Origin of the sequence: Lentilactobacillus sp. SPB1-3 (assembly GCF_026913205.2) — a bacterium.
GTDB lineage: Bacteria > Bacillota > Bacilli > Lactobacillales > Lactobacillaceae > Lentilactobacillus > Lentilactobacillus terminaliae.
In genome coordinates this window covers 1,174,980-1,201,550 of the sequence record NZ_CP168151.1, presented here as the reverse complement: position 1 = coordinate 1,201,550, position 26,571 = coordinate 1,174,980, and the positions used below count along the sequence as shown (strand labels likewise).

The 26,571-nt window shown below is 36.1% G+C and carries 36 protein-coding genes; 29 read left to right on the top strand and 7 right to left on the bottom strand.

The window, feature by feature from the left end; genetic code table 11:
• The first annotated feature begins 10 nt into the window (after positions 1 to 10).
• Positions 11 to 511 (top strand): cyclic-di-AMP-binding protein CbpB, encoded by a 501-nt coding sequence (gene cbpB / locus O0236_RS06040; protein ID WP_268913209.1) that lies wholly within the window; start codon positions 11 to 13, stop codon positions 509 to 511.
• 35 nt (positions 512 to 546) lie between these two features.
• On the opposite strand, the gene O0236_RS06035 is transcribed toward cbpB, so the two are convergent.
• Positions 547 to 1,413: a mechanosensitive ion channel family protein gene (locus tag O0236_RS06035; protein WP_268913208.1), complete on the bottom strand. Its 867-nt coding sequence runs from the start codon at positions 1,411 to 1,413 to the stop codon at positions 547 to 549.
• A 144-nt stretch (positions 1,414 to 1,557) separates the two neighbouring features.
• Between O0236_RS06035 and O0236_RS06030 the strand changes: the two genes are divergently transcribed.
• Together O0236_RS06030 and O0236_RS06025 are read left to right on the top strand one after the other, a co-directional pair.
• Complete coding sequence (locus O0236_RS06030; RefSeq protein ID WP_268913207.1) at positions 1,558 to 1,971, top strand: DUF948 domain-containing protein; 414 nt, start codon at positions 1,558 to 1,560, stop codon at positions 1,969 to 1,971.
• An 11-nt stretch (positions 1,972 to 1,982) separates the two neighbouring features.
• Positions 1,983 to 2,384 carry a YtxH domain-containing protein gene (locus O0236_RS06025; protein WP_268913206.1) on the top strand — a complete coding sequence of 134 codons (402 nt, stop codon included), beginning with the start codon at positions 1,983 to 1,985 and terminating at the stop codon, positions 2,382 to 2,384.
• A 60-nt stretch (positions 2,385 to 2,444) separates the two neighbouring features.
• On the opposite strand, the gene O0236_RS06020 is transcribed toward O0236_RS06025, so the two are convergent.
• The gene (locus tag O0236_RS06020; protein ID WP_268913205.1) at positions 2,445 to 3,542 is read right to left on the bottom strand and encodes a M24 family metallopeptidase; all 1,098 of its coding nucleotides are present in this window, start codon (positions 3,540 to 3,542) and stop codon (positions 2,445 to 2,447) included.
• Between the two features lie 208 nt (positions 3,543 to 3,750).
• On the opposite strand from O0236_RS06020, the gene ccpA reads away from it, so the two are divergent.
• The gene (gene ccpA, locus O0236_RS06015) at positions 3,751 to 4,752 is read left to right on the top strand and encodes a catabolite control protein A (RefSeq protein WP_268913204.1); all 1,002 of its coding nucleotides are present in this window, start codon (positions 3,751 to 3,753) and stop codon (positions 4,750 to 4,752) included.
• Between the two features lie 82 nt (positions 4,753 to 4,834).
• Here the strand turns inward: ccpA and O0236_RS06010 are convergent, their stop codons facing one another.
• On the bottom strand, positions 4,835 to 5,137 hold the full coding sequence (locus tag O0236_RS06010) for a hypothetical protein (protein ID WP_268913313.1): 303 nt from the start codon (positions 5,135 to 5,137) through the stop codon (positions 4,835 to 4,837).
• Between O0236_RS06010 and O0236_RS06005 the strand changes: the two genes are divergently transcribed.
• The 16 genes from O0236_RS06005 (at position 5,089) to O0236_RS05930 (ending at position 17,696) form a co-directional block, all read left to right on the top strand.
• Entirely contained in the window at positions 5,089 to 5,325 is a 237-nt protein-coding gene (locus tag O0236_RS06005) for a TetR-like C-terminal domain-containing protein (protein WP_268913203.1), read from the top strand. The genes O0236_RS06010 and O0236_RS06005 overlap by 49 nt on opposite strands.
• A 120-nt stretch (positions 5,326 to 5,445) precedes the next feature.
• Positions 5,446 to 6,183, top strand: a complete 738-nt coding sequence (locus O0236_RS06000; RefSeq protein WP_268913202.1) for a YebC/PmpR family DNA-binding transcriptional regulator — start codon at positions 5,446 to 5,448, stop codon at positions 6,181 to 6,183.
• A gap of 94 nt (positions 6,184 to 6,277) precedes the next feature.
• A complete protein-coding gene (gene comGA, locus O0236_RS05995; RefSeq protein WP_268913201.1) occupies positions 6,278 to 7,234 on the top strand; it encodes a competence type IV pilus ATPase ComGA in 957 nt (318 codons plus the stop codon).
• Positions 7,188 to 8,213, top strand: coding sequence for a type II secretion system F family protein (locus tag O0236_RS05990; RefSeq protein WP_268913200.1), 1,026 nt, complete (start codon positions 7,188 to 7,190; stop codon positions 8,211 to 8,213). The genes comGA and O0236_RS05990 overlap by 47 nt, the downstream gene beginning before the upstream one ends.
• Positions 8,214 to 8,215: 2 nt before the next feature.
• Entirely contained in the window at positions 8,216 to 8,545 is a 330-nt protein-coding gene (gene comGC / locus O0236_RS05985; RefSeq protein ID WP_268913199.1) for a competence type IV pilus major pilin ComGC, read from the top strand.
• Positions 8,546 to 8,582: 37 nt separating this feature from the next.
• A complete protein-coding gene (locus O0236_RS05980; RefSeq protein ID WP_268913198.1) occupies positions 8,583 to 8,969 on the top strand; it encodes a hypothetical protein in 387 nt (128 codons plus the stop codon).
• Complete coding sequence (locus tag O0236_RS05975) at positions 8,956 to 9,150, top strand: type II secretion system protein (protein ID WP_268913197.1); 195 nt, start codon at positions 8,956 to 8,958, stop codon at positions 9,148 to 9,150. The genes O0236_RS05980 and O0236_RS05975 overlap by 14 nt, the downstream gene beginning before the upstream one ends.
• Positions 9,128 to 9,550 (top strand): ComGF family competence protein, encoded by a 423-nt coding sequence (locus O0236_RS05970; RefSeq protein WP_268913196.1) that lies wholly within the window; start codon positions 9,128 to 9,130, stop codon positions 9,548 to 9,550. Before O0236_RS05975 ends, O0236_RS05970 begins: the two co-directional genes overlap by 23 nt.
• Before the next feature lie 261 nt (positions 9,551 to 9,811).
• Positions 9,812 to 10,783, top strand: a complete 972-nt coding sequence (locus O0236_RS05965; RefSeq protein WP_268913195.1) for a class I SAM-dependent methyltransferase — start codon at positions 9,812 to 9,814, stop codon at positions 10,781 to 10,783.
• Between the two features lie 21 nt (positions 10,784 to 10,804).
• Complete coding sequence (locus tag O0236_RS05960; protein WP_268913194.1) at positions 10,805 to 11,995, top strand: acetate/propionate family kinase; 1,191 nt, start codon at positions 10,805 to 10,807, stop codon at positions 11,993 to 11,995.
• Positions 11,996 to 12,104: 109 nt separating this feature from the next.
• Positions 12,105 to 13,478 (top strand): amino acid permease, encoded by a 1,374-nt coding sequence (locus tag O0236_RS05955; protein ID WP_268913193.1) that lies wholly within the window; start codon positions 12,105 to 12,107, stop codon positions 13,476 to 13,478.
• Between the two features lie 156 nt (positions 13,479 to 13,634).
• Positions 13,635 to 14,243 carry a metallophosphoesterase gene (locus tag O0236_RS05950; protein ID WP_268913192.1) on the top strand — a complete coding sequence of 203 codons (609 nt, stop codon included), beginning with the start codon at positions 13,635 to 13,637 and terminating at the stop codon, positions 14,241 to 14,243.
• A gap of 8 nt (positions 14,244 to 14,251) precedes the next feature.
• A complete protein-coding gene (locus tag O0236_RS05945) occupies positions 14,252 to 15,649 on the top strand; it encodes a bifunctional metallophosphatase/5'-nucleotidase (protein ID WP_268913190.1) in 1,398 nt (465 codons plus the stop codon).
• Between the two features lie 18 nt (positions 15,650 to 15,667).
• Entirely contained in the window at positions 15,668 to 16,252 is a 585-nt protein-coding gene (locus tag O0236_RS05940) for a YutD family protein (RefSeq protein WP_268913189.1), read from the top strand.
• 14 nt (positions 16,253 to 16,266) lie between these two features.
• Positions 16,267 to 17,046: a TIGR01457 family HAD-type hydrolase gene (locus O0236_RS05935; RefSeq protein WP_268913188.1), complete on the top strand. Its 780-nt coding sequence runs from the start codon at positions 16,267 to 16,269 to the stop codon at positions 17,044 to 17,046.
• On the top strand, positions 17,043 to 17,696 hold the full coding sequence (locus O0236_RS05930) for a TIGR01906 family membrane protein (protein ID WP_268913187.1): 654 nt from the start codon (positions 17,043 to 17,045) through the stop codon (positions 17,694 to 17,696). The genes O0236_RS05935 and O0236_RS05930 overlap by 4 nt, the downstream gene beginning before the upstream one ends.
• 14 nt (positions 17,697 to 17,710) lie before the next feature.
• Here O0236_RS05930 and O0236_RS05925 read toward each other — a convergent pair whose 3' ends face one another.
• A complete protein-coding gene (locus O0236_RS05925) occupies positions 17,711 to 17,899 on the bottom strand; it encodes a PspC domain-containing protein (RefSeq protein WP_268913186.1) in 189 nt (62 codons plus the stop codon).
• 115 nt (positions 17,900 to 18,014) lie between these two features.
• Between O0236_RS05925 and O0236_RS05920 the strand changes: the two genes are divergently transcribed.
• Positions 18,015 to 18,263 (top strand): hypothetical protein, encoded by a 249-nt coding sequence (locus O0236_RS05920; RefSeq protein WP_268913185.1) that lies wholly within the window; start codon positions 18,015 to 18,017, stop codon positions 18,261 to 18,263.
• Between the two features lie 87 nt (positions 18,264 to 18,350).
• Positions 18,351 to 19,526, top strand: coding sequence for a hydroxymethylglutaryl-CoA synthase (locus O0236_RS05915; protein WP_268913184.1), 1,176 nt, complete (start codon positions 18,351 to 18,353; stop codon positions 19,524 to 19,526).
• 44 nt (positions 19,527 to 19,570) lie between these two features.
• Here O0236_RS05915 and lexA read toward each other — a convergent pair whose 3' ends face one another.
• Positions 19,571 to 20,197, bottom strand: a complete 627-nt coding sequence (gene lexA / locus O0236_RS05910; protein WP_268913182.1) for a transcriptional repressor LexA — start codon at positions 20,195 to 20,197, stop codon at positions 19,571 to 19,573.
• A 152-nt stretch (positions 20,198 to 20,349) separates the two neighbouring features.
• On the opposite strand from lexA, the gene O0236_RS05905 reads away from it, so the two are divergent.
• Both O0236_RS05905 and O0236_RS05900 read left to right on the top strand, forming a co-directional pair.
• On the top strand, positions 20,350 to 20,598 hold the full coding sequence (locus O0236_RS05905) for a DUF896 domain-containing protein (protein WP_268913311.1): 249 nt from the start codon (positions 20,350 to 20,352) through the stop codon (positions 20,596 to 20,598).
• 97 nt (positions 20,599 to 20,695) lie between these two features.
• Positions 20,696 to 20,920: a YneF family protein gene (locus O0236_RS05900; RefSeq protein ID WP_268913181.1), complete on the top strand. Its 225-nt coding sequence runs from the start codon at positions 20,696 to 20,698 to the stop codon at positions 20,918 to 20,920.
• A 34-nt stretch (positions 20,921 to 20,954) separates the two neighbouring features.
• Here O0236_RS05900 and O0236_RS05895 read toward each other — a convergent pair whose 3' ends face one another.
• Positions 20,955 to 21,578, bottom strand: coding sequence for a lysophospholipid acyltransferase family protein (locus tag O0236_RS05895; RefSeq protein WP_268913180.1), 624 nt, complete (start codon positions 21,576 to 21,578; stop codon positions 20,955 to 20,957).
• A 113-nt stretch (positions 21,579 to 21,691) separates the two neighbouring features.
• On the opposite strand from O0236_RS05895, the gene O0236_RS05890 reads away from it, so the two are divergent.
• Genes O0236_RS05890 through O0236_RS05880 form a run of 3 tightly spaced genes read left to right on the top strand, consistent with a single transcriptional unit; the run spans position 21,692 to position 23,743 of the window.
• A complete protein-coding gene (locus tag O0236_RS05890) occupies positions 21,692 to 22,441 on the top strand; it encodes a tRNA1(Val) (adenine(37)-N6)-methyltransferase (protein WP_268913179.1) in 750 nt (249 codons plus the stop codon).
• Positions 22,428 to 22,688, top strand: a complete 261-nt coding sequence (locus tag O0236_RS05885; protein ID WP_268913178.1) for a GIY-YIG nuclease family protein — start codon at positions 22,428 to 22,430, stop codon at positions 22,686 to 22,688. Before O0236_RS05890 ends, O0236_RS05885 begins: the two co-directional genes overlap by 14 nt.
• A 56-nt stretch (positions 22,689 to 22,744) precedes the next feature.
• Positions 22,745 to 23,743 carry a D-2-hydroxyacid dehydrogenase gene (locus tag O0236_RS05880; protein WP_268913177.1) on the top strand — a complete coding sequence of 333 codons (999 nt, stop codon included), beginning with the start codon at positions 22,745 to 22,747 and terminating at the stop codon, positions 23,741 to 23,743.
• 22 nt (positions 23,744 to 23,765) lie between these two features.
• Here the strand turns inward: O0236_RS05880 and O0236_RS05875 are convergent, their stop codons facing one another.
• A complete protein-coding gene (locus O0236_RS05875; protein WP_268913176.1) occupies positions 23,766 to 24,509 on the bottom strand; it encodes an HAD family hydrolase in 744 nt (247 codons plus the stop codon).
• Between the two features lie 238 nt (positions 24,510 to 24,747).
• On the opposite strand from O0236_RS05875, the gene rpsB reads away from it, so the two are divergent.
• Both rpsB and tsf read left to right on the top strand, forming a co-directional pair.
• A complete protein-coding gene (rpsB, locus tag O0236_RS05870; RefSeq protein WP_268913175.1) occupies positions 24,748 to 25,518 on the top strand; it encodes a 30S ribosomal protein S2 in 771 nt (256 codons plus the stop codon).
• Positions 25,519 to 25,611: 93 nt separating this feature from the next.
• Positions 25,612 to 26,487: a translation elongation factor Ts gene (tsf, locus tag O0236_RS05865; protein ID WP_268913174.1), complete on the top strand. Its 876-nt coding sequence runs from the start codon at positions 25,612 to 25,614 to the stop codon at positions 26,485 to 26,487.
• The last annotated feature ends 84 nt before the right edge of the window (positions 26,488 to 26,571 follow it).

The window sequence follows — 26,571 nt, the reverse complement described above, 5'->3', positions numbered from 1 at the left end:
GTTTATATTAATGATTGATAAGCCAATTGAAGCTGTTTTAAGGAAGAGTGAGCGACAGCCAATGATCGATGCTGACTTAGTGGCCACTGTGAATGAAAACGCCAAACTTAGTCATAGCTTCTTAGTACTTACCAAAGTAAAATACGCTAAGATTCCAGTATTGAATAATGATAATCAGTTTAAAGGGATGCTATCTTTGCAGATGATTACCGAAAAGATGTTGACCAACGAAGAGATATCAAGTGAACCACTTCATGATTTACTAGTTAAGGATGTTATGCAAACCGGTGTCCCGGTAGTGAAAGATCCTGATGATATCGAAATAATTATGCATTATTTAGAAGATGAAAATTTCTTGCCGGTAGTAGATGACAACAATAAGTTTCTCGGAATCTGTACTAGAAGAGAGATTATGAAACAGTTTAATTATCTAACTCATAACTTTACTGATAATTATGTTGCTTTGCCGGCGTACAACCGGAATGAGGATGAAGCCAGTTCTGGAAAATAAAAAGCATTACCCATTTTTGGGTAATGCTTTTTATTTTATTTATAATTGATTGGACTCGTTCCAAGCTTAATGTCGTTTTCACGTAGTAATTGTAGATATAATCCCAGAAAATCATGTTGGATATGGTATTGAGCCCCGTTTTTAGTAGTCATATTGATTTGAATAGCAAGCTGGTTGTTGGGTAAGGACACAACTCCAACAACCGTGGGGTCACTGACAATATCTGGGTAATTTTTGGCTTGTTTTTGATTAACCTCTTCAATCAATGAAATAGCTTTATTGATGTCAGTCTCTGGTGTGATTTGAATTTGAATTTTTGCCACCATGTTGTTTCGTGACATGTTGGCAATGGTTTGAATGCTTCGATTTGGTATAAAATTCAAGGTACCATCATCAGCAATTACTTGAGTCGTTCTGATCCCGACTGCACTAACTGTGCCTTGAACATTGTTGATATTAACGTATTCGCCAACCTCGATTTGTTTTTCGAGCAAGATAAAGAATCCACTAACGATATCTGTCACGAATCCTTGAGCACCAAGACCAATTGCTAAAGAAAATATTCCAGCACTGGCAATTAAAGTTCCAACAGGAATACCAATAATTGATAGTATCCAATAAAATAGTAGAAACCAAATTATATATGAAAAAGCGTTTAATGATAATGTCTGAAATGTTAAAATTCGTTTTTCTGTGACATTTTGAGAGTATCTCTTTCGATACTGTTTAAATAGATGGTGAATGGTGGCTTTGCCAATGCGATTGATTATCAATAAAAATATAATAACAATTATAATGAGAAGCGTGTTTTTTATGATGGAATCTAAAATTTTGTCCCAGTCAAAGTATTTACCAATATTGGGAAATTTATGTTGAGATACTAACTGATTAAATGTTTTCAAAGTTAACCATCCTTAATTATGATATTCATTCTTAATCGTAACAAATGAAGTGCTAATTTTAAATACAGTTTTAGACAATTTCATTGTTATTTTATTGGCCTAATGCTATTCTAAATGTAAATCGTCGTATAAGGAGGACCCATTATGACAGCAGGGCAAATTGCAGGCTTAATCGCTGCAGTCGCATTTTTATTATTAGTACTTTTTATTGGTTTGTTCTTAATGAAGATTGCAAGAACAATTTCAGAAGTAAATGTAACAATAAAATCGGTTACCAGTAACGTTGATGTTATTGCTAAGCAAACTGATAAAATCATGGCAACATCAAATACTTTGGTGAAGGATATTGATGAAAAATTGAATATAACTACGCCAGTATTTCAGGCAGCTGCCGATTTAGGTGAAAGTGTTTCAGATCTTAATGAAGCTACTAAAAACCTTACTCAAAGAGTTAAGAGTTCTGGTAGTTCAACCGCTAAGGCTGGTGTTGCTGGGGCTTTCTCTAAGGCCGCATGGAAGGCATTTAGAAATCGTAAAAGTAGTAAAAATACAGACTAGGGGTTGATGGTATGGGAAAGAAATTTACTGGCGGAATCTTTGCTGGATTACTTGGTGCCGGAATTTACGCCGCTTATCAGAGATTAGATGAAGATAATAAAAAACAACTTAAACAAGAAATTAAGAATCGTGCAGAAGATTTAAGAGATTGTGCAGTCGACTACGCATTTTATGCTGAAGATGCAATCTATGATGCACGCGAGATAATTTCTGAACAAATGAAACAGTCTTCCCAAAAAGCAAAGACAACCATGGATTCTTTTAAGAATAACCAGACCAATGACGATTTTGACGAAGATGACAGTCAAGTTGATATTGTCGTTGATCCTAAAGAGGTTTTTGATGATAGTGATGGTTATGAATTGACAGATACTGTTATGATCTATCCTGATGGGACAGTCACTGTATTTTAATAATAACGAACAAAAAAGCAGTTTAGAAAATTAATTTTCTAAACTGCTTTTTTTAAATGATTAATCCACGTATTGTAATTCTTTAGTAGTGTGAGTAAATGGTTCACAACCAGAATCTGTGATGTGAACACAGTCTTCAATTCTGACACCTGCAACATTTGGAATATAAATTCCTGGTTCAATTGAGAAACACATACCTGTTTGAAGGACCATGTCGTTTCCTTCCATGATTGAAGGAAATTCGTGTTCGCTCATACCCATTCCATGGCCAAGTCGATGAATAAAGTATTCACCGTAGCCGGCCTTATCGATTACGTCTCGAGCAACTTTGTCAAGTTCAGCCGCTGTGATTCCTGGCTTGGCAGCATCTTGCGCTGTTAATTGTGCTTCAAGACAAACATTATAAATATCCATTGATTTATCGTCGGGTTTACCAACCGCAACAGTTCTTGAAGCATCACTGATGTAACCTTCCCAAACGGTTCCAAGATCAAAAAGTACAAGCTGATTGTCGCTGATCAAATTACCTGATGTAGCTCCATGAGGTTCAGCAGCATGGGCACCGGCTTGAATTAAGGTATCAAAACTCATTTCCATAATACCTTTTTTCTTTAATGCGTATTCGAGTTCAGCAGCAACAGCTGATTCTGGAACACCTTTTTTCACGGCTTCAAAACCAACTTTGAAAGCGAAGTCGGCCCATTCTCCAGCGACGTTTAATTTTTCAATTTCATCATCTGATTTAATCAACCGCATTTTTTCAATAAATGGGGTAATATCGTTTGTAAATGATGCAGTTGACAACACTTTTTTGAGTTGTTCAAATCTATCAACTGTTAAAGCTGTTTTTTCAATGGCGAAATCTTTTTCATTGAGTTTTCGGCTGTCAATTTGATCGGCAATCATTTTCCAAGGATTTTCATGATCTAAGTAACCATATACAGGACCTGTGAAACCAGTATCCTTAATAGCTTCAACTTCTAGGGCAGGCCCAAAAATGAATGGATCGCTATCTCTAAAAACAACCATCATCAATACTCGTTCAACTGGGTCACTGTAGAATCCAGTCAAGTATTGAATTGTTTTAGGATCAGTGATCAAAGCTGCAGAATTATGATTATCTGAAAGCCAATTTTGTATTTGTTCAATCTTGCTCAATCAAAACACTCCCTTATATATAGTGATTTCAGTATAGCATACGTGAAAATAGGGGATGGCTATTCCTCTTGAAAAAATATCAATCTTAGTTTATCATTTATAATGAAAACGTTTTCAAATTGCTATGAGAGAAAAATTTTGTTATATTTGATAATGTTTTGAAAACAAATGAAAACATATTGTGTCTTCAAAGGAAGGGCTATCACTTATGGATAAACAAACTGTAACAATTTATGACGTTGCTCGTGAAGCCAATGTGTCAATGGCGACGGTTTCTCGTGTTGTTAACGGGAATAACAACGTAAAACCAGCTACTAGAAAAAAAGTCTTGGATGTTATCGATAAACTAGACTACCGTCCCAACGCCGTTGCTCGTGGCTTGGCAAGTAAAAAGACGACAACTGTCGGTGTAATTATGCCGGATGTAACTAATCTGTACTTCTCTGCACTTGCTCGAGGAATTGATGATGTTGCTACTATGTATAAGTACAACATCATTTTAACCAGTTCAGATTCGAATGGTGAAAAAGAAGTTACTGTTTTAAACACGCTTTTATCTAAACAGGTTGATGGAATTATTTTCATGGGTAATAATATCACCGAAGAATTAAGAGAAGAATTCAAACGTACTAAAACACCAATCGTATTAGCAGGTTCGATCGATGAAGAACAAATTCAACCCAGCGTGAATATTGATTATGCTGCCGCTGTTCAAGAAGAAGTTAAGAGCTTGATTGACCGAGGCAACAAACGGGTTGCGTTTGTTTGTGGACCATTAAGTCAACCAATCAACAGTAAGTATCGATTGAAAGGATACAAGCAAGCACTTAAAGAAGTTGGCATTCCATTTGATGATAAGTTAGTTTTTGAAACTGATAGTTCATACAAAACTGGAACCCTTTTACAGCCCGCTTTGGCATCAGCAAAAGCTACTGCTGCTATGGTGACTGATGATGAATTGGCTGCCGGAATTGTGAATGGTATGACTGATGCAGGTGTTAATGTACCTAGCGACTTTGAAGTTATCACTAGTAACGATACTAAGCTAACTGAAATGGTTAGACCTAAGATGTCATCAATCACACAGCCACTTTATGATATTGGTGCGGTTGCAATGCGTTTGTTAACTAAATTGATGAATGATGAACCGATTGATGATAAAAACGTGATTTTGCCTTATGGTTTGATGAAACGTGATTCAACTAAATAAAGATTGATACTAAAAAACGCAGCTTATTTATCTGAGCTGCGTTTTTATTTTTAAATCCTTTTCTTGTAAAAAAGTAGGCTAATCAAGCTTGCAAGACCAAAAATGGAATTGCCAATTGATATGGTCGGATGAACGCATGGGTTAATTCATTATGACTTGTCACCTGAACATAATGAATAATCTGATTGATCAATTTGTTTTGATTATTGATTTCTTTAGTCACAGAGGTGGTAATTTGCTTATGAATGCTGTTCTTTATAGTGGCAGATAATGGTCGCTTTTGATTGGCAATCACTTTGTTATATTGTTTTTGAATGATTTGATCTTTTTGGTTTTGTGAAATGCCGGTTGAACCTGAAGATTTTTTGTTACTATTTTGGTTCAAAGGTTGGTATTACAGGTAGTTATACCGATGAAATCAGTAGAATGAATCAAGATTATTGGAATGATTTTATGAGTGGTGCTGTCATTAATCTGTCTTTAAATTGGTTGCATAGAGGGATGAAAGAATCACCTGGTTACATGGGTAAGTTAATTGCGAGTTTTATCAGTCATGAAAACGTAATTGACTAATAAATACCGTAGGAAAGAGACTAATTAACTGGTGTCCTTGAAACGGGGCGCTTAATTTGGTAAACTCATAGGGTATGTAAACAGTAACTAAATTAATTTTAGAAAAGAGTTGTTAAGGAAATGTCAGGACATTCAAAATGGCATAATATTCAAGGTCGTAAAAACGCTCAGGATGCAAAACGTGGAAAAATTTTCCAAAAGATTTCTCGTGACTTGTACCAAGCCGCTAAAGCAGGTGATCCTGATCCAGACAATAACCCACAACTTCGTTTGGTAATGGACAAAGCTCGTGCAGCTAACATGCCTAAAGATAACGTTCAACGCGCTATTGATAAGGCATCAGGTGTTGGTGGAGCTAAGTTCGAAGAAATCACTTATGAAGGATATGGACCAGGCGGTACTGCAATCATGGTTTCTGCATTGACAGATAACAAGAACCGTACTGCAGCTGCTGTTCGTTCAGCATTCACTCATCATGGTGGTTCTCTTGGTGCTAGTGGTTCGGTTTCATATATGTTCGATCGTAAGGGAATTATTGAAATCCTTCGTGAAGACCTTGATACTGATGAAGACACTATGTTAATGGACGCCTTAGATGCTGGTGCTGATGACATGCAAACTACTGATGACATGTTTGAAATCTTCACTGACTCACAATCTTTAGCAAGTGCTCGTGATGCACTTCAAGCCAAAGGTTACAATTTGGAAACTGCAGAAGTTCGTTTGTTCCCAGAAACAACTACTGAAGTTCCTGCAGATAAGATTTCACAATACACTGGTTTGATCGACGAGCTTGAAGACAATGATGATGTGCAAGACGTTTATGAAGCAGCCGTTTTGCCTGAATCAGAAGAATAAAAAATATATATTTTTAGCCAACCTTGAAAAAGGTTGGCTTTTTTTGTTGTTTTTTTCATGAAATTACGTAATTAACTGTTGCGAGGTGAATTTTATGGAAATTGAAAAATATATTGAAAACATGTTAACGATCGCCACTGAAAAGAAAAGTTCTGACATTTATTTTCTTTGTGAAGGTCAAGAATATCGGATAGCAATGCGTACTAGCCACGGTTTGACCGGATATGACAACGTTAATATTAATAATGCAAATCAAATAATTAACTGTTTAAAGTATGCTGCCAAGATGGTAGTTAGTGAAAAACGTCGGCCACAAATGGGAAGAATTATGTGGCAAAAATACCCAATTCGTTTGTCTACTGTAGGAGATGTGGAAGGTAATGAATCACTTGTTATGAGGGTGATTTATGACAGCGAGTCAGATGATATCCATTTTCTAAATGGATGTGAATATTCCAATGTTCGCAGTTTGTGCGATCGGCGGGGAATGATTGTATTTGCCGGCCCAACTGGTTCTGGAAAGACAACTACAATCTATAAATTAGCCTCCGAGTTGAGCAAAGAACAGGTAATCATGACAATTGAGGATCCTGTTGAGTTGAATAATCAATCTTTTTTACAGCTTCAAATAAATGAGGCCGCTGGATTAAATTATTCTGAATTAATAAAAGTGGGACTTCGTCATAGACCGGACGTATTTATTGTTGGTGAAATCAGAGATAATCAGACCGCAAACGCGGCGATTCAAGCCGCTTTATCAGGACATTTAGTACTTACAACGGTTCATTCCCAAAGTCCAACTGGGGTTATTCAGCGGTTACAAAATCTTGGAATTGAGCAGCAATTTATTGATCAGGCTCTAACTGGAGTTGCATATCAAAGAATATTGGAGACAGTTGATGGTGCAAAGCAAGGTTTATTAATCAGTCATTCTGCCAAGGAACTAAAGCATCTTAGTTACGATTGGCATGAGTGGCAAATGTATTTAAAACAGGGGGTCACAAATGGTGAAATCACTGATGTGGAAGCTGAACGCTATGAATTCGGATAAGTGGCCGATTAATACCAAAGCTTATTTCTTCAAAAATGTCGGGAATTTAATTGCTTCAGGTTTTTCACTTGATCATGCTCTTGAATTCACGGTTGAGACGGAGCCTAAACTTGCTAAGGCAGTCAGTCAAATTGCAAATGATTTGTCTAATGGGATGCAGTTTGCACTCAGTGTTAGACCTTTTATTGACGTGGAAACATATCAACAACTTATGGTGGCTGAACGTCATGGGCAACTGTCGGTAACTTTGACCGAACTAGGTCGGTTCTTTGAAGCAAGACAACGACAAATGAAAAAAATTCAAGAAATTCTGCTTTATCCATTCTTTTTATTGGGTATGCTCACGTTATTAGTCGTGGGAATTAAAGTCGTGATTATGCCAAGTGTTTCCGAAATCGCTACTACCAATACTTCAGTGGATTCACATAATTTATTTACATGGTGTGTGATTTTTATGTTCTTGATAATACTTGGAACTGCAGCATATGAGGTTAAGCAAAAAACTAAGATTCAAAAGATGGCGATTTTAATTCGATTTCCGTTGGTGGGTCAAGTAATGCAGTCATATATAAATTATTATTTAGCTGGTAATTTGGCTGTTATGTTAAGAAATGGTCTACCTAGTAAAGAAATTATTGAATTGTTAAACACCTTTGAAAGGAATTCATTGCTACACAATTTAGGTACCTCGTTAAACCGAGAATTGGTTGATGGTGTAGACATCAAGATCGTTGTGTCAAAATATGCCTTTATTTCAAAAGAGATGATCAATTTTTTTAATACTGGCTTAACGACCCCACAAATTGCCCAATCAATGAACGCTTATTCCCAGAAGCATTTTGAGGAATTTTCGAGAAGAGTCGACCGATTGATCAACTTGGTGCAGCCTGTAATGTTTTGCGCCATTGGTGTAGCAATTGTATTGGCATATTACCAACTATTGATGCCGATTTATGGCTCATTGAAGGAGATTTATTAAGAATGAAAAAGACAATTTTAAACAATAAAATCAAGAAACAAGCAGGCGGATTTACGTTGATTGAGATGACAATAGTTCTTTTTATAATTTCGCTGTTGATTTTAATTATCATCCCCAATTTATCTAACCAACGTAAACATGCACAAGGGATTCATGCAAATGCCATGGTATCCGTGGTTCAATCTCAATTTGATGCGTACGAGACCGAGTTTCCCAATCAATCTAAAGTTACTTTGATTGATTTACAGAAAAAAGGCTACCTTAGTCAAAAGCAGCTAAAAGAAGCCCAAGCAAGTGGAATTGAAATTAAGAACAATGAAGTTGTTAAATAGGTCGGGATTTACCGTGGCGGAGAGTGTTGTGGTGTTAATGGTGACTTCACTAATTCTTGGATTGACTATTAGTTTTGGGACCGCGTTACGTCAGAGAAAATTATCTGAACGAGTATTTTTTGAAGAATATAATCGATGTTTTAAAACTGTGCAAAATCATTGTTTGCTTAAGCATTCGATGACTAAAATTTCAATTGAAAGTGATAAAAATGAAATTCATTTTTACGAATATCGTTCTAAAACAGATGGCTTTAAAATTAGGTATCCCCCGACTATTCATCCTAATAACCATAAGGAAATTATCATTACAGATAGTGGCTTTTCAAGTCCACAAAGTATTCGCTGGTTAAATGATTTTAATCAAGTTGTGTATAAACAAAAAATTCAATTGGGTTGGGGAGGCTTCGTTATTGAGGAAAAATAATCTATCAGGATTTACCTTGATTGATTCATTGATAGGATTAACTATCATAACTTTATTCAGTAGTTTGTACCTAATGATCAGTCATGAAATATATCAACAAAATGTCCAAGACCATCTTCGTTTAGAGCAAAGTCGAATTAAATATGAGGTGGTGGCGAATGCCAAAAATAAGAAACCATAGCGGTGGTTTTTTACTTGCTGAAACAATTGTTAGTATGGCAATTATCATATTTAGTTTTGGTATTTTGTTGTGGAATTTAAAAATTGTGAACACCCCCGCGAACTATCAGCAAATTTCTTTTTATAGATTTATTAGTTTGATAGAAAATGACAAATTTAAATTCAAATTTGAGAATCCAAAGAAACAAGGAATTTTGTTAGATAGTAAATCGAATAACAAGTATTATCGGATTAAAAAAGTTAAAAACATCGTCACGTTAGCAGGTGAAACTAATGGATACATTCCGCTCGTTCAAAATGTTAAGAAAATTGAATTCAGCAAGGCAAAGGATAGACCGGAAATTACGGTCATTTTTGAAAATGGTGAGAGATATCGAGCTTTGGTTTCTTCAAAGAAATGAACAGCAATCAGGTTATTTAACGGTCGTCGCAATTATATTTGCCACTATCATCACTTTCTGTTTAATTATTCAAGTAACGGGTTTTTATCATCAACATAGCAATATCGGCGAATTAGTCGAAAGTTACCGTTAAAATAGACTTTGTGAACTAATATCTATCTTGAATTTCATACCCCTTTTCTGGTAGTATTTAACAGTACAAATACTTGTGAAAAGGGGCTGAGTAAGCTGAGTGATGAACAGATTACCAAAATTTTTAATGTGTTCGATACGATTACTGGAATTGTAAAAAATACCAGAGATTCGTCATCGGTGGATGCGCTGATAGAAGCATTGGGTGATATTCTTGATGGTTCTCCTCAAGGTGGAGAAATCAGTGATGCTGATGCAAAGAGAATTCAGACCGAAATCGATAAGTTTGATCAAATCGAATACGAACCGAATACGATGCGTAAGGCTTTGCAAATGATGATTTTGAAAGTTTCAAAGGCGGATCAATTGCAAGCTAATTATCAGTTAACTCCAGATACAATTGGTGACGTAGTAAGTTATATCGCTTCTGGATTATTAGAAAATCGCCAGTCCCTTAGTATCCTGGATCCAGCAATGGGAACAGGAAACTTATTAACTACTGTAATCAATGGCCTAACCAACAATATTAATGTTGAAGCTCATCCCTATGGATTAGAAAATGATGATGCCATGTTTGAAATTGCTGCCAGTTCATTTGAGCTTCAACAGATTCAAGCTGACTTGTATCACGAAGATGCAATCACCGACGTGATGGTTCCCAAGGTAGATCTAATTGTTTCAGATTTACCAATCGGCTATTATCCAATTGATGAAAATGTTGCTAATTTCGAAACAAAGGCAGAAAAAGGCCATTCTTTCGTTCATCATTTGTTTCTTGAGATGGCAGCAAATCATCTAGCGGATGGTGGAGTGGGAATTTTTCTCGTTCCATCTGCAATATTTAAGTCCGATGAAGCCAAATCTTTGCTAAAATGGATGCAAGGCAAAGTTTATTTACAGGGATTGCTTAATCTACCAAAGGATTTATTTGCAAACGAAACGGCTCAAAAGTCGATTTTAATTTTGCAGAAGGTCGGTGGCGATGCTAAGCAGGCTGAACCAGTTATGTTAGGTGAATTTCCGTCATTCAAAGACGCTAAGGGAGTTCAAAATTTCCTTACTGAAATTGATGAGTGGCGTAAAAATAATATGTCCAAATAAAATTGAGGAGTAATTACTATTATGGGAAAATCGATTGCTATTAATGCTGGAAGTTCTACATTAAAATTCAAACTTTTTGAGATGCCAAACGAAAAGTTGTTAGCTTTGGGAGCCATTGAAAGAATTGGTCTTGGCAGTTCAGATGTTGAAATCAAGTATGGCGATGGTCAAAAATACACCGATACATTAGATATTGAAAACCATGATGAAGCAATTAAATTGTTGCTTGATAAATTAATTAGTTTAAAAATTTTAGAAAGTTTCAACGAAATTACCGGTGTTGGTCATCGTGTAGTTGCAGGTGGTGAGTACTTCACTGATTCTGTAATTATTGATAATAAGACTTTGGGCGAAATCGAATCATTGAGAGAATTTGCTCCTTTACACGAACCAGCTAATGTTTTGGGAATCAAGGCATTTAAGAAAATCTTGCCTGATGTTATCAGTGTGGCTGTGTTCGATACTTCATTCCACACTACATTACCTGAAATTAACTATATGTACAGCTTGCCTTATGAATATTATGAAAAACACAAGGCAAGAAAATATGGTGCGCATGGTACAAGTTACCGTTATGTCTCACAAAGAGCAGCTGATATGCTTGGCAAACCTCTTGAAGACTTAAAACTTGTTGTATTGCATCTTGGTGCGGGAGCATCTATCGACGCAATCAAAGATGGTAAGTCATATGATACATCAATGGGCTTTTCTCCAGTTGCCGGAATTACCATGGCGACTCGTTCAGGGGACGTAGATCCTTCGTTACTTCAATACATTATGGATAAAGAAAATATCACCAATTATGATGACATGATTGATATCTTAAATAATAAATCAGGTTTGATTGGAATTTCTGGTGTTTCAGCTGATATGCGTGAAGTCGAAGAAGCACAAAATGATAATCATCGTGCTCATCTTGCACGTGATATGTTCATGAATCGCGTGGTAAGATACGTTGGTAGTTATGTAGCCGAAATGGGTGGTATCGATGCCTTGGTATTTACTGCAGGTATTGGTGAAAATAGTATCACTTTAAGACAAGAAGTTACTGATCAATTATCATACTTTGGTATCAAAGTTGACCCAGAAAAGAACAATGTTCGTGGTGTCGAAAGAGATATTAGTACTGATGATGCAACTGTGAAGACATTATTAATTCCTACTGATGAAGAATTAATGATCGTTCGAGACATCGAAAGATTACGTAAATAATATAAATCAAAAGCCGTGAGTAAACTCACGGCTTTTTTGATATTTATTAAAAATAAATGATACAATAACATAGTAACTTTAAATAGGTAATTATTTCGGAGGTGGATTTTTGCAATCTAATGGTGAAGATGAACAGTTGTCGCGAGGATTGAAGAATCGACATGTTCAGTTGATTGCATTGGGCGGTACAATTGGTACCGGATTGTTTCTTGGTGCTGGCCAATCTATTCATTTAGCAGGACCAGCAATCATATTTGCTTACATAATAGCTGGTATTGCTTGTTTTTTGTTAATGCGAGCGCTCGGTGAGTTATTAGTATCAGATGTAAATAGTAACTCGTTTGTTCATTTCATAAAAAAATATATGGGTGACAAGGCCCATTTTGTCATTGGTTGGACATACTGGACATGTTGGGTAGCAATCGCGATGGCAGAGGTCACGGCTTCTGGTCTATATATTCAATTTTGGTTTCCAAAGATGCCAGTCTGGTTAACAGGATTGATAATATTATTGGTTTTGTTTCTGATTAATATTTTTGCAGTTGCGGCATTTGGTGAAACTGAATTTTGGTTCGCGATGATTAAGGTTGTGGCTATCATAGCGTTAATCATTGTTGGAGTTGTCTTGGTAGTTATTCATTACAAGACTCCGTACGGATATGCATCGATAGGAAATATTAGCCGAGGTGGCATGTTTCCTCATCATGTTTCTGGCTTCTTGTTATCATTTCAAATGGTTTTGTTTAGTTTTGCGGGTATTGAGATGATCGGGATGACAGCATCTGAGACACAGGATCCAGATGTGATTATTCCTAAAAGTATCAACGAAGTTCCTATGAGGGTTATTCTGTTTTATGTGGGTTCATTACTAGCACTTATGAGTATTTTCCCTTGGCAGCATATCTCCCCAACCAGCAGTCCATTTGTGCAAGTATTTTCAGGAATTGGTGTTAATTCTGCTGCAATGATTATTAATTTTGTTGTGCTAACTGCGGCATTATCAGCATGTAATAGTTCGATTTTTACGACTGGTAGAATGTTATTTTCGTTGACGTTCGAAAGTAAATCCAAATTTGGTAAGATAATTGGTAAGCTATCAAAACGACAAATACCAGTTAATGCTATCGTATTTTCAACCTTAGTCATTGCTTTAGTGGTAATTGTCAGTGTATTTATGCCTGGAAATGTATTCAGTTTTATTTCTAGTGTTGCCACTACCTGTTTCTTGTTTGTTTGGGGGGCAATCGTAATTGCCCATCTCAAATATCGCAAGTCAGTTAAGAAAAATAATTCTGAGAATCAACTCGTATTTAAAATGCCTTTTTATCCAATTTCAGATTATTTCGTTTTAGCATTTTTGGTGTTTGTAGGCATCATCTTACTATTTAAAACTGAGACACTAATTGCTTTAATCGGTTCAGTTGCTTGGCTATTAGCTTTATATTTATTCAAAGTATTTTCAGATCGGGTAAAACAGAATTAATAATTTAACATAACCATGCGACAAATATACAAGGTACTGGAGATGTCTTAGTTGCTCCAGTACCTTTTTTGTCGCTTAAAATCGCTGGCATTTTAGATTACAGGCCAATAACCAGGTGTTATCATTGTTGTATAAGACAGCATTGGAGACGATAAAATGCAATACTTTACATCAGATACACACTTTTTTCATGAACAGTTATTAGGTATGAGTGATTTTGCTCCAAGACCATTTGCAAACGTCGAAGAGATGAATAACACGATCATTGATAATTGGAATAAAACAGTTGGTGAAAATGATATTGTATATCACCTTGGAGACATTGCTATGCTTCATACTAGGCCAGCTAAAGCTGCATATGAACAAATTTTTGAAGTATTAGATCAGCTTAATGGGCGCCTAGTCCTAATCAAGGGGAATCATGATTCCAGAGATTTATTTAAGTATTTAGAGCACTATAATCATTCAGTAGGCGATGGCATGAAATTCGAGTTTCACGATGTTGGTGCTTTAATTAAGATGAACCATCGGCAATATTATTTAACGCACTATCCAATGATGATGGGCATTGTTAAACAAATTATTAATTTGCACGGTCATATCCATCATTATGCTGTGCCAATTAAAGAGGACATTAATGTCGGTATTGATAGCCCAGAATTGGATTATCTTGGAGAAAAGGTTCCTTTTGGAACACCACTTTCTTCAGCTCAAATTGAAAAAATAGTTGAACAAAAGGAAATTGATTTTGCAAAAAGGAAGTGACACATAGTATGAAAGAACGATTGACGATTTTGCATACAAATGATTTACATTCTCATTTAGAAAATTGGCCAAGAATCAGACGATATTTGATTTCTGAACGCCAGCAAATTTTGAATCAATATAAAGGATCTTCCGTTATAACCGTTGATTTAGGAGACGCTTTGGATCGAGCTCATCCATTAACTGAAGTTACTAATGGTACAGCCAATGTCGAATTGCTCAATCAAATTCATTATGATGCAGTCACAATCGGTAACAATGAGGGGTTAACTAATACGCATGACCAATTGGATGAATTATATAAGGACGCCAATTTTGATGTGGTATTAGGCAATATTTTAAATGCCAAAAATAATGTTTATCCAACATGGGCAAAACCTGATAAAATTATTAAGACAGAACAGGGTACAAGAGTATTAATTCTCGGGATGACAGCTCCATATTCATTAACTTATCCAATCTTAGGGTGGCAACCCATTGAACCTGAAAAAGTGATTCCAAAATTGTTAGCTCAAAATAAGGGTAAGTATGATATCGTTGTTTTATTGAGTCATTTAGGAATTAATCAGGATAGAATTTTAGCAAGGAAATTTCCTGATTTAACAGTAATTATTGGTTCTCATACCCATCATCTTTTGGTTCATGGAGAGAAAGTTAACCAATCGATTTTAGCTGCCGCTGAAAAGTGGGGGCATTATATTGGCGAAATCACACTTGAGCTTGAGAATCATCGAGTTATTTCAAAGAAAGCTAGGGTCATCGAGACAGCTGATTTACCTGAGTTACCAGAAGATGCCTCAGAAATTTCAGGATACGAAAAACAAGGTGAGATGTTGCTTGCCAAGAATAAAATTGCTCGTATTCCAACTGAAATGGGCACCAACCTTATTGGTCACTCGCGTTTGGTAGATGAAGGATTACATGCAATAATGGATAAGGCACAAACTAAAATTGGCATCTTAAATTCAGGTTTGTTTTTAACAAATTTGCCGGCAGGAGTTATTGATCGCAATCAATTACATCAGATGCTGCCCCATGCCATGCATGTGATGAAGGTGACACTCAATGGTTATGATCTTTGGCGGTTAATGAAAGAAATGGAAAAGAACCGCAATTTTTTGGTTAAATTTCCACAAAAGGGCATGGGATTTAGAGGTAAGTATTTTGGACTACTTCACTATGGTGGACTTAGATTCAATGATAACGGTCAGTTGTTATTTCATGAAGAACCTGTCTCCCCAATTGAGACCTACGAAGTGGCCATGCCAGATCACTACTTGTTTGTGCCGTTTTTCCCAACCATCGATATTGTTGGTAAGAATGAAATTTTATATGATGAAAGCTTACGGGATGTTTTTGGCGACTATTTAGCTAAAAACTATCCATTGACCCCAAATAAGTATTAATTAACGGAGGTGAATTATTTGGAAAAAAGTGCACTAGCAGAGTTATTGGCTGAAAAAAATGAACAACAATCTCCAATGGCTAAAATTGTTCGCGAATCTGAAACAGAATTTACCGTTAATGATCATAAATATGAAATCGATAGACAATTTTTAGATGCGTTTGATTTTGAAGATTTCAGACAAAGATATAATCCAGCATTTAGTCAATATGATTATATTGTTGGTGATTATAGTTATGATCAATTAAGGATGAAGGGCTTCTTTGAAGTGGATCGAGCAAACGTTCAAGGACCTTTCGCTAATGAAATTACTGATTATGTATTGGAATTGGTCAATTTTGGTGCAAAATATTTTGTAGTTCATAATTTAGAGGCCAGACCAATTACTCGTCGCAATAATTCAGGTCATCAAGACGGATCTAAAAGAAAGCGAAGCAACAATTCAAAGAACAATCGTCGAAGAAATTCACAAAAGAATGGTTACGTTAAACAAAAGACTACTGCAAAGAAAGCTCCAATCAACAAACGAAAAAATGTAACAGTGACACAAGAGAAAAAGTCGTCCAATAAACATAAGTTTGTTATTAAAGAAAACAAAGATTAATTTAGGAGAATGATATGACTAAGTACAAGGGCTATTTTATCGATTTAGATGGCACTGTTTACGCGGGTAAAAAAAGAATTCCTGCAGCAAAGAGATTCATTGAATCATTGCAGAAGCAATCGATTCCGTTTTTATTCGTCACCAATAACTCGACCAAGTTACCCGTTGATGTTGTAGCCGACTTAGAAAATAATCATGACATTCATGTCAGTGAAGAAAATGTTTATACTTCTGGAATGGCTACAGCTGATTATATGGAGAGCCAGACCAACGATCCCAGAGCAAGTTCTGTTTATATCGTCGGTGAAATGGGATTATATCAGTCAATTCTCGCCAAAGGATTTCAGTTGAATAAAGTCGACCCCGAATTCGTCGTGGTGGGGCTGGATTCTGACTTGACATACGAAAAGCTGACTGAAGCGGTTTTGGCAATCCGTAATGGATCGAAGTTTATCGGGACTAATCCAGATACAAATATTCCTAAGGAGCGCGGCATGTTGCCTGGCGCCGGAACAGTTGTTAAATTTGTTGAACATGCCACGCAACAAGAACCGATAATGATCGGTAAACCAAATGCGATGATCATCAACAGTGCATTACAAAGAATTGGTTTAACAAAAGATGAAGTCATCATGGTCGGAGATAACTATAATACTGATATTAAGGCGGGAATCAACGCTGAAATCGATACTTTGCTAGTATATTCAGGGTTGTCTACTAAAGAAGAAGTCAGTCAACAAGAGATTCAGCCAACTTATCAGATAGACTCTCTTGATGAGTGGCAATTCAAATGATGAAAAGTGTTTCTAGGAAACAGTGGCTGAGTGGTCTGTGTGTTATTTTATTTTCTATGAGTTTGGCCATATTTTTAACAGTCAATTCAGTTTGGCTATTTGATATTAATATGCACACTGAAAACCTTAAAACACTCACTGGTCTTTCCTTTTCTCAGATGCATCAAGAATATTTAAGAATAATTGATTACCTGCAAAATCCTTTTATATCGCAGCTGAATTTCAAATGTTTTAGAAGTTCAGCTGCAGGGCTGCTGCATTTTAGGGATGTAAGGCATTTGATTATGCTTAATAACGTTGTGTTATTAATTTTGATACCGGTAATGATTATCTGTTGGCGCAACTTGTGGCGCAGTAAATTGACATGGTTGATTATGAGTCCTATCAAAATTGTTGTGACCGTCTTTATAATGGTCGTTGCAATGATGATGGTAAATTTTAATCAAGTATTCATTTGGTTTCATGAACTATTGTTTAGGAATGAGGATTGGATTTTTGATCCAGACAAAGATCCGGTCATCAATATGTTGCCTGAGAGTTTATTCTTGCAACTGTTTCTGCTATTTTTTGTATTATTTTTTTTGTTGGCCTTCTTATGGTATTTTCTGGCAAAATGGCAATTAAAAAACGCCCAGAACAACGGGCGTTAAAGTTTTGAAATATTTTATTCAGGATCTCCCATTAGGATCCAAAGAATTAAGTAAACAATAATTCCTGGGAACATTGGGGTAATCGCTAACAATACAAATAAGATTCGAACAAGATTGGCATTCCAGTTAAAATGTTCACTAATGCCACCGATTACACCGGCTAAAAGTCGATTGCTTGATGAGCGATGAATATTGATTTTCATAAATTACCCTCCCAAATCATTTTATAATTTAAGTTTAAGGCTTCCCTGGGATTATGGCAATTATTGAGTTCGTATGATATATTATTACACTAGAAAACGATTGGTAGGAGATTAAATGTTAACTTTATATGTAAATGGAAATTTAGGTAATCAAGAAGTAGAAATTTCAGACGGAACCACTGGACAATTATCCGGAATTCGAATTGGTGGTTCGGTACTTAACAACAATTCACTAACCATCCAATGGACATTCGTTTCAGTAGGCGGTTTTCATGAGGGCTTTGTATTTGCTGGATCATTCGAAGACGGTATGATTATTGATTCAATTAATGGTACAGAAAAATACCAAATTAAGTTTAGATAGAAGCTAATTAGGTACATATGCTGATAAACTATGATGAGCGATAGTAAATCGCAATCATAGTTTGTTTTATTTTTGGAGGAATTCAGTATGAGTGTGGGAATTGAAAAAGTTGGATTCTATACAGCACCTTATTATATCGATATGGTTGATTTAGCGAAGGCTCGGCAACAAGATCCTAATAAATTCTTGGTTGGAATCGGACAAAAGCAACAGTCGGTCATTCCTCCATCACAAGATGTTGTTTCGATGGCCGCCAACGCAGCAACGAACATTTTGTCTGATGAGGATAAGCAGCTTATTGATATGATCATTTTTGGAACCGAAACTGGGATTGATAACTCAAAAGCCGCTTCAATGTATTTACAGTCTTTATTAGGTATTTCAGATAATGCGCGGGCATTTGAGATCAAGCAGGCTTGTTATGGAGCTACTGCTGGATTACAAATGGCCATTGACTATATAACTTTGCATCCTGACCGCAAAGTAATAGTTGTTGGTGCGGATATTGCTCGCTATGGATTAAATACCTCTGGCGAAGTTACTCAGGGTGGCGGGGCAGTTGTGATGCTGATTTCCAACCAACCAAAAATTATTCAATTTGATGGTAGAAGTACTTTTTATTCGAAAAATGTTATGGACTTTTGGCGACCAGGGTATACCAAGGAAGCTAAAGTCGATGGCCATTATTCTAATGATGTCTATATTGATTTTTTTAATCGGACTTTTAAACAGTTTTTACAGAAATTTGATTTAACAATCAATGATTTCTCCGCGTTAACCTTCCACGTACCTTATCCTAAGATGGGTATTAAGGCACTGCGTTCTGTTGCGGGTGAAGATGATCCTTCGATGGAATCGATTTGGCACGAATTTCACGAATCAATTATTTATAATTCACGTGTTGGTAACTTATATACGGGTTCATTATACTTAAGTTTGATTTCATTAATTGCTAATTCAGATACTTTATCTGCTGGTGATAGGATCGGTATGTTTAGTTATGGTTCTGGAGCTCAAGGAGAGTTTTTTGCTGGTATCCTACAAGATTTTGATAACTCTAAATTGAAGCATGCCGTTGATCAGATTATAAATAATCGAAATCAACTGACCATTTCCGAATATGAGGCCATGTACAAACAAGGTCTAATAGATGCTGCGAACACTGCTAACGATTTAAGCGGTGATTCTTCTCGATTTGTACTTAAGGGTCGTTCAGATGATAAATTAATTTACAGAGATCAAGAGATGAACATTGATTTCTAAAAAAATAAACGGAATGAATTAACAATTCATTCCGTTTATTAGTATTAGTAAATGTCGCCTCTAAATAAGCTTACAACTTTGCCGAGGATACTTACTCGGTTCAGGATTATTGGCGCCATAGTATCATTTTCTGGTTGTAATCTGAAGTGATCACTTTCTTTGAAGAAACGCTTGCAGGTTGCTTCGTTTTCATCGGTCATGGCAATGACGATATCACCGTTTTCAGCTGTAGATTGCTTTTGGACGATAACGAAATCTCCATCAAGAATTCCGGTGTTTATCATACTTTCACCACGAATTTGTAGCATAAACAGCGGTTGGTCGCTGTTACTTAGTGAACTAGGTAGTGGGAAATAGTCTGTAGCTTCTTCGACTGCAAGAATTGGTTCACCAGCGGTTACTGTTCCAAGAATAGGAATCTGTTTTTGAGTGGGACTAATCCCAAGCTCATTCATACCTTCTTGGGTGACTTCCAAAGCTCTGGGTTTTGAAGGGTCTTTGACAAGATAACCTTTTCGTTCTAACCTAGCAATGTGGCCGTGAACTGTAGAGGTAGAGGAAAGATTGACAGCCTCACCAATTTCACGAACTGTAGGTGGATAACCATGTTCGTTTACTTTTTCCCATATGTAATGTAAAATCTCTATTTGTTTACTTTGGGTTGTTTTCATTGAAGACACCTCATCGTTCTTTATTGTTGCACTAATCGTAACATAAACCACTATGGCTTTCAAACACACGTTCGTATTATGTTGAGCCATTTTTAATTATTGGAGGAATTTAATTGACTAAAGAAGAAAATAAAAAACACGCTGTTGAAGAAATTGGCGATGAAGTTTTAAAAAAAATCGTTCCTAGAATTAATGAATTAGCTAAAAAAGCTAAAGAGGAAGGATTAACTGAAATTGAGAAGTTGGAACAGGCCGATTTAAGAAAGAAATACGTTGCTAGATTTAAAGAGAACTTCAGGTCACAAATTGAAATGATGAAGGTCTTTGATGACAATGGTAAAGAAGTTACACCAGATAAAGTCAAAAAGATTCAACGTAAAAAAGGTCTGCGAGACGATTAGCTTAAAGATTAAATTCGTTTTTCTTCCAAATTATCTTTATATTTGCACGATTTTTGTGTAAGATTATTGATGATACGTAAATAAGGAGGCCGAAACTTTGGCAACTTGGCTGTGGGTTTTAATTGTAATCATTGCGTTAATTGCTGGATTGTTTGGCGGATTTTTTATTTCTCGTAGATACATGGAGAGATATTTAAAAGAAAACCCACCATTCAGTGAAGATCAATTACGACAAATGATGCTTCAAATGGGACAAAAACCATCCCAAAAGAAACTTCACCAAATGATGAATTCGATGAAGTCTCAAAATTCTAAAAAATAAAAAAACGGGATGAGTAATTGCTCATCCCGCTTTTTTATTTTTTAGATTCATCAATGTACTTAAAATCTGGATTAACTTCTTCATCAAGCTTATCAAATGCTTCTTGCAATTGTTGTTCGATTTCTTTTTGTGCATTATCATCTAACTTAGTTTTTCTATCAACGTAGATGGGATCACCAAACGAAACAATCACTTTTTTTCTAGAAAGTAAGTGTTTGAAAGTTAAGGGACCTTGATACACTGTGGGAACTAAAGGTACATTTGCCAATTGGGCAATCAAAGCGGCACCACCCTTTAAATCACTTGAATGCCGTGTACCTGAAGGAAATAAGATCAATGATAAATCTTGTTTTCTTAAGATTCTAACAGGCTGCTTGATAGCTGATGGTCCAGGATTTTCTCTGTTAACTGGAAAGGCATTTGAATGGACCAAGATGTATCTTAAAATCGGATTTTTAAATAGTTCTTTTTTTGCCATAAAACTAAATTTTTGGGGGCTAGCTGCCACTGCATAATAAATTGGATCAAACCAAGTTCGATGAGGTCCAACTAATATATAATTACCCTTAGGTAGTCGATTTTTGTTAAGGTAGTGACCATTACCGTTAATTATAAACAGGATAATTTTAACTACCACGCGAGCAAATGAATAAAACAAACTGTTTTCCTTCTTTCTTGCTATTCGATAGCCTTATTTTACGTAAAATGATTTGTTTTGGCAACATGTCTTGGTCAACCTAATAAACAATAACATATAAAGGATTTTATATTATGAACTCTTACTTAAAAGATGATGAAAGAATTGATCAATTATATAGTAAAAATATCTCCATCATTCAAAGTAGCAAGGTGTTTTCTTTTTCACTAGATGCCGTCTTGCTGGCTGAATTCGCAGCTGTTTCCAGAAATAAAACTAAAAAAATTGTTGATCTTTGTGCTGGCAATGGTGCGGTTGGACTTTTCATTAGTGAACGTACTAATGCAAAAATATACGAGGTTGAAATACAGGATAGATTGGCTGACATGGCATCTAGGAGTGTTAAACTAAATAATTTGGAAGACCAAATCACTGTTATTAATGATGACCTTCAAAATACGACTAATTATGTTAAGAAAGACTCCGTTGATGTAGTGACAGTCAATCCACCTTATTTTTTAAATTACGAAACTTCAGAAAAGAATCCCAATGAATACTTAGCAATTGCGAGGCATGAAATTACCACTAATCTGTCACAGGTGGTTCAAGCAGCTGGTGCTTTATTGAAAATGAATGGAAAATTCTTTATGGTGCATCGGCCAGACAGATTAACAGATATTTTAGTTACAATGCGAGAACACCGGATTGAGCCCAAATCATTGCAATTTGTTCGACCTAGCAAAGGAAAGTTAGCTAATATGGTATTAGTTTCGGGAATTAAAGATGGTCACTACAACGGCGTAAAAATTTTGGATGATGTCATTGTCCACGACGGTGATCATTATTCTGAATCAATCGAGATGATGCTCTATGGAAAACGATAAAAAATTCTACATGTATGTATTACTCTGCGAAGACGACACTCTTTATACTGGCTATACTGATGACGTCATTCGCAGGTTTGAAGTCCATCAGTCGGGCAAGGGTGCCAAGTATACCAAGGCACATAAACCAATTAAAATTTTGTACTCAGAAGAATTTTCCACCAAACATGATGCAATGAGTGCTGAATATCATTTCAAAAAAATGAATCGGCAGAAAAAAATCAGCTATATTCGTAATCATAGCTAATGCTGAATTCGCTTTCAATGTTATACTTATCTTAACTACTTAAGGAGGTAGATCTTGTGAAGATTATTGCATATGGCATTCGAGATGATGAAAAACCATATCTTGATAAATGGAGCGATGAAAACCCTGATGTTGAGGTAGTCTCAACTGATAAATTATTGGATGATTCAACAGTTGAGTTGGCAAATGGAGCAGATGGAGCGGTGGTTTATCAACAAAAGCCATACACAGCATCTGTTTTGGATAAACTAGGTGAATTCGGTATCAAATTTCTTTCACTTAGAAACGTCGGAGTCGATAATATTGATGCTGAGGCTGCTAAGAGAAATGGTATTAAAGTTACCAATGTTCCAGCATATTCACCTGAAGCGATTGCAGAATTAACTATTACGCAATTAATGCGTTTGTTGAGAAGAACTAATACTTTTGATCGAAAACAAGCTAATGGAGATTTGACTTGGGCACCTGATATCGCTGATGAACTAAATCAGATGACAGTTGGGGTAGTGGCAACCGGAAGAATTGGTAAAGCCGTGATCAAAATTTATGAAGGATTTGGCGCTAAGGTCATAGCATATGATGTGTTCCATAGTCCTGAATTAGAGAAAAAGGGAATGTACGTTGATACCTTAGATGAACTTTTTAGTAAGTCCGATGTCATTTCGTTACACGCACCTGCCACTAAGGACAATGAACACATGCTCAATGATGAAACCTTTAATAAAATGAAGGATGGAGTATATGTGTTAAATCCTGCGAGAGGTTCTTTAATTGATACTGATGCATTGATTCGGGCTTTAGATTCAAAGAAGGTTGCCGGTGCGGCAATTGATGTTTATGAAAATGAAGTTGGAATATTCAATACCGACTTTGGTAGTTTTGAAAACATTCCTGATGAACGTTTAAAGAATCTAATGAAACGTGAAAATGTTTTGGTGACACCACATATTTCGTTTTACACTAAGCGGGCTGTTAGAAATATGGTTTACTTTGCCATGGATGCCAATAAATCACTGATTGAGTCTGGTAAATCCGACAAATTAGTTGAATTATAATTAACAAAAAAAGAGCTTGAGATTAAATCTCAGGCTCTTTTTCCGTTCTTTCAGCTGCTAATTCAGTTAGGAGTTCTTTTAGTTCTTCAATATTTGATACAGTTTGATCTGGAATGGCACTTGAATCACTGATCGTTCCATTGAAAGGGTTATACCACACTGTCTGCCAACCGGCTTTTTTCGCGGGTACTATGTCTTCATCAAATGAGCTACCAACATATAGCATCTCGCTACCACGAAGATCAAACTTACGATTCATCATGGTAAAAATTAATGGATCGGGTTTGGCGGCGTGAGCATCTTCTGAAGTAATGATCTGATCACGACTTATCCAATGCTGAAGTTTTAACTTCATGATTTTTGATAACTGATCTTTATTAGTTCCGTTAGTGATGATTCCCAACTTAAACTTGGTTGATAGCTGATTGAAGATGGTTGATAAACCGTCAGCTAATTGAATATTCTCACGATTATTAAAGAATTCTTCTTCAAATTGATCTGCAGTTTCTTTTGTTAGTCCATTGATGTCGAATTTCTTGAAAGTATGGTGTAAACTGTGAAAGTTAGCTTCACTATCTGTTAGATCCAATTGATCTTGACAAGCTTTTGCTTGCACAAGATAGAATTGTTTTTGATAGTTCATGTAAAGCTGCTTTAACAATTCGTTATCGATATCGGCGTTGAAAACGGAGCGAAAAGCTGCGTTAAAACTGGGCTCTTGATTATAAAGAGTGTCATCAACGTCAAAAACGATGGCTTTTATCATTTATATGTTGCCTCCTTGTTTCGAAACAATATTGTAACATGATTCATCAAAATTTAAAAATTTTAATGGATTTATTGATTAAATAGGCAAATAAAGGTTGCTTTAATCGCTGATGTTAGATATAATTTTCTAGGTATTTTAAATACACACTCGAAGTGATGAACTAGGTTAGTGCCATTTTGGTGGCTAGGTCAATTGATCTTTGAGGAGGAAAAAACTAATTTATGGAGGCTATATCATGGCTGTTATTTCTATGAAACAATTATTGGAAGCCGGAGTTCACTTCGGTCACCAAACTCGTCGTTGGAACCCAAAGATGAAGGAATATATCTTTACTGAACGTAATGGTATTTACATCATCGACTTACAAAAGACTGTTAAGCTTATCGACACTGCTTACAACTTTGTTAAGGATGAAGCATCAAAGGGTGCCGTTGTATTGTTTGTTGGTACTAAGAAACAAGCACAAGATGCAATTGCTGAAGAAGCTACTCGTGCAGGTCAATACTTTGTTAACAATCGTTGGCTTGGTGGTACTTTGACTAACTGGAACACTATTCAAACTCGTGTTCGTAGATTAAAAGAATTAAAGAAGATGGCAACTGACGGAACTTTCGAACGTCTTCCTAAGAAGGAAGTTTCATTGTTAATGAAACAACAAGACAAGCTTGAAAGATTCCTTGGTGGTATCGAAGATATGCCAAGAATTCCAGATGTTATGTTCATCGTTGATCCTCGTAAGGAACAAATTGCTGTCAAGGAAGCTCAAAAATTGAACATTCCTATCGTTGCTATGGTTGATACTAACACTGATCCAGATGATATCGATGTTATTATCCCATCTAACGATGATGCAATTCGTGCCGTTCGTTTGATTACTGCTAAGATGGCTGATGCTATCATCGAAGGTAACCAAGGCGAAGATGACGTTAACGAAGAAACTTTTGGCGATGACGCTAAGAGCGACGATTCAATCGAATCAATCGCTAACGAAGTTGAAGGTAAATAATAAATAATTAAGCACTTAGGCTGACTCTATCGCTTTCAGACCAATATGGCCTAGTGTAGGGTCAGTTTTTATTTGAAAAGGGAGGCCAATCAAATGGCAAAAATTTCTGCATCTCAAGTAAAAGAATTACGTGAAAAAACTGGTGTTGGTATGATGGACGCCAAAAAGGCGCTTGTTGAAACTGAAGGTGACTTTGACAAGGCTATCGAAGTTTTACGTGAAAAAGGTGTTGCTAAAGCCGAAAAGAAGAGTGGCCGTGTTGCTGCTAACGGTTTAGCAAATATTGCTATCCATGAAAACACTGCTGCAATTGTTGAAATCAACTCAGAAACTGACTTCGTTGCTACTAGTGATCCATTCAAGGATCTTGTAAACAAAGTTAGTGATGCAATTGCTATCGAAAAACCAGCAACTGTTGAAGATGCTTTAAACATCAAGACTGAAAAGGGTACTGTTAAAGATGATATCGTTGAAACTACTCAAGTTACAGGTGAAAAAGTTACTTTGAGACGTTTTGAAGTTGTTGAAAAGAATGATAACGAATCATTTGGTGCATACCTTCATAATGGTGGTGCTATCGCTGCTTTAACTCTTGTTGAAGGTGCAGATGAAGAAACTGCTAAGGATGTTGCAATGCACGTTGCTGCAATCAACCCTGAATACCTAAACAAGGATGAAGTTCCTGCTGACCGCCTTGCTGAAGAAAAGAAGGTTCTTACTGAAGAAGCACTTAATGAAGGTAAGCCTGAAAAGATCGTTGAAAAGATGGTTGAAGGACGTTTACACAAGTTCTTATCAGAAATTTCACTTGAAGATCAAGAGTTCGTTAAAGACCCAGACCAAACTGTTGGCAAGTTTGTTGCCTCAAAGAATGGTACTATTCGTAAGTTCGTTCGTTACGAAGTTGGTGAAGGAATCGAACAAACTCAACAAAGCTTCGAAGATGAAGTTCGTTCACAATTGAAGTAAGAAAAAGTGCCCTTGGGCACTTTTTTTTTACATAAATATATATTTTTTTGATAATAATGATCATCTAAACTAAGAATTTCTGAA

What these genes read in the sequence shown, in the direction of transcription:
- ccpA (WP_268913204.1), top strand. Translation starts at nt 3,751, where the DNA reads ATGGATAAACAAACTGTAACAATTTATGACGTTGCTCGTGAAGCCAAT.
- O0236_RS05890 (WP_268913179.1), top strand. Translation starts at nt 21,692, where the DNA reads ATGAACTCTTACTTAAAAGATGATGAAAGAATTGATCAATTATATAGT.
- O0236_RS06025 (WP_268913206.1), top strand. Translation starts at nt 1,983, where the DNA reads ATGGGAAAGAAATTTACTGGCGGAATCTTTGCTGGATTACTTGGTGCC.
- O0236_RS05875 (WP_268913176.1), bottom strand. Translation starts at nt 24,509, where the DNA reads ATGATAAAAGCCATCGTTTTTGACGTTGATGACACTCTTTATAATCAA.
- O0236_RS05970 (WP_268913196.1), top strand. Translation starts at nt 9,128, where the DNA reads ATGCCAAAAATAAGAAACCATAGCGGTGGTTTTTTACTTGCTGAAACA.
- rpsB (WP_268913175.1), top strand. Translation starts at nt 24,748, where the DNA reads ATGGCTGTTATTTCTATGAAACAATTATTGGAAGCCGGAGTTCACTTC.
- O0236_RS05925 (WP_268913186.1), bottom strand. Translation starts at nt 17,899, where the DNA reads ATGAAAATCAATATTCATCGCTCATCAAGCAATCGACTTTTAGCCGGT.
- O0236_RS05920 (WP_268913185.1), top strand. Translation starts at nt 18,015, where the DNA reads ATGTTAACTTTATATGTAAATGGAAATTTAGGTAATCAAGAAGTAGAA.
- O0236_RS05915 (WP_268913184.1), top strand. Translation starts at nt 18,351, where the DNA reads ATGAGTGTGGGAATTGAAAAAGTTGGATTCTATACAGCACCTTATTAT.
- O0236_RS05885 (WP_268913178.1), top strand. Translation starts at nt 22,428, where the DNA reads ATGGAAAACGATAAAAAATTCTACATGTATGTATTACTCTGCGAAGAC.
- tsf (WP_268913174.1), top strand. Translation starts at nt 25,612, where the DNA reads ATGGCAAAAATTTCTGCATCTCAAGTAAAAGAATTACGTGAAAAAACT.
- O0236_RS05990 (WP_268913200.1), top strand. Translation starts at nt 7,188, where the DNA reads ATGGTGAAATCACTGATGTGGAAGCTGAACGCTATGAATTCGGATAAG.
- O0236_RS06030 (WP_268913207.1), top strand. Translation starts at nt 1,558, where the DNA reads ATGACAGCAGGGCAAATTGCAGGCTTAATCGCTGCAGTCGCATTTTTA.
- cbpB (WP_268913209.1), top strand. Translation starts at nt 11, where the DNA reads ATGATTGATAAGCCAATTGAAGCTGTTTTAAGGAAGAGTGAGCGACAG.
- O0236_RS05930 (WP_268913187.1), top strand. Translation starts at nt 17,043, where the DNA reads ATGATGAAAAGTGTTTCTAGGAAACAGTGGCTGAGTGGTCTGTGTGTT.
- O0236_RS06000 (WP_268913202.1), top strand. Translation starts at nt 5,446, where the DNA reads ATGTCAGGACATTCAAAATGGCATAATATTCAAGGTCGTAAAAACGCT.
- O0236_RS05960 (WP_268913194.1), top strand. Translation starts at nt 10,805, where the DNA reads ATGGGAAAATCGATTGCTATTAATGCTGGAAGTTCTACATTAAAATTC.
- O0236_RS05980 (WP_268913198.1), top strand. Translation starts at nt 8,583, where the DNA reads ATGGTGACTTCACTAATTCTTGGATTGACTATTAGTTTTGGGACCGCG.
- O0236_RS05950 (WP_268913192.1), top strand. Translation starts at nt 13,635, where the DNA reads ATGCAATACTTTACATCAGATACACACTTTTTTCATGAACAGTTATTA.
- O0236_RS05945 (WP_268913190.1), top strand. Translation starts at nt 14,252, where the DNA reads ATGAAAGAACGATTGACGATTTTGCATACAAATGATTTACATTCTCAT.
- O0236_RS05935 (WP_268913188.1), top strand. Translation starts at nt 16,267, where the DNA reads ATGACTAAGTACAAGGGCTATTTTATCGATTTAGATGGCACTGTTTAC.
- lexA (WP_268913182.1), bottom strand. Translation starts at nt 20,197, where the DNA reads ATGAAAACAACCCAAAGTAAACAAATAGAGATTTTACATTACATATGG.
- comGA (WP_268913201.1), top strand. Translation starts at nt 6,278, where the DNA reads ATGGAAATTGAAAAATATATTGAAAACATGTTAACGATCGCCACTGAA.
- comGC (WP_268913199.1), top strand. Translation starts at nt 8,216, where the DNA reads ATGAAAAAGACAATTTTAAACAATAAAATCAAGAAACAAGCAGGCGGA.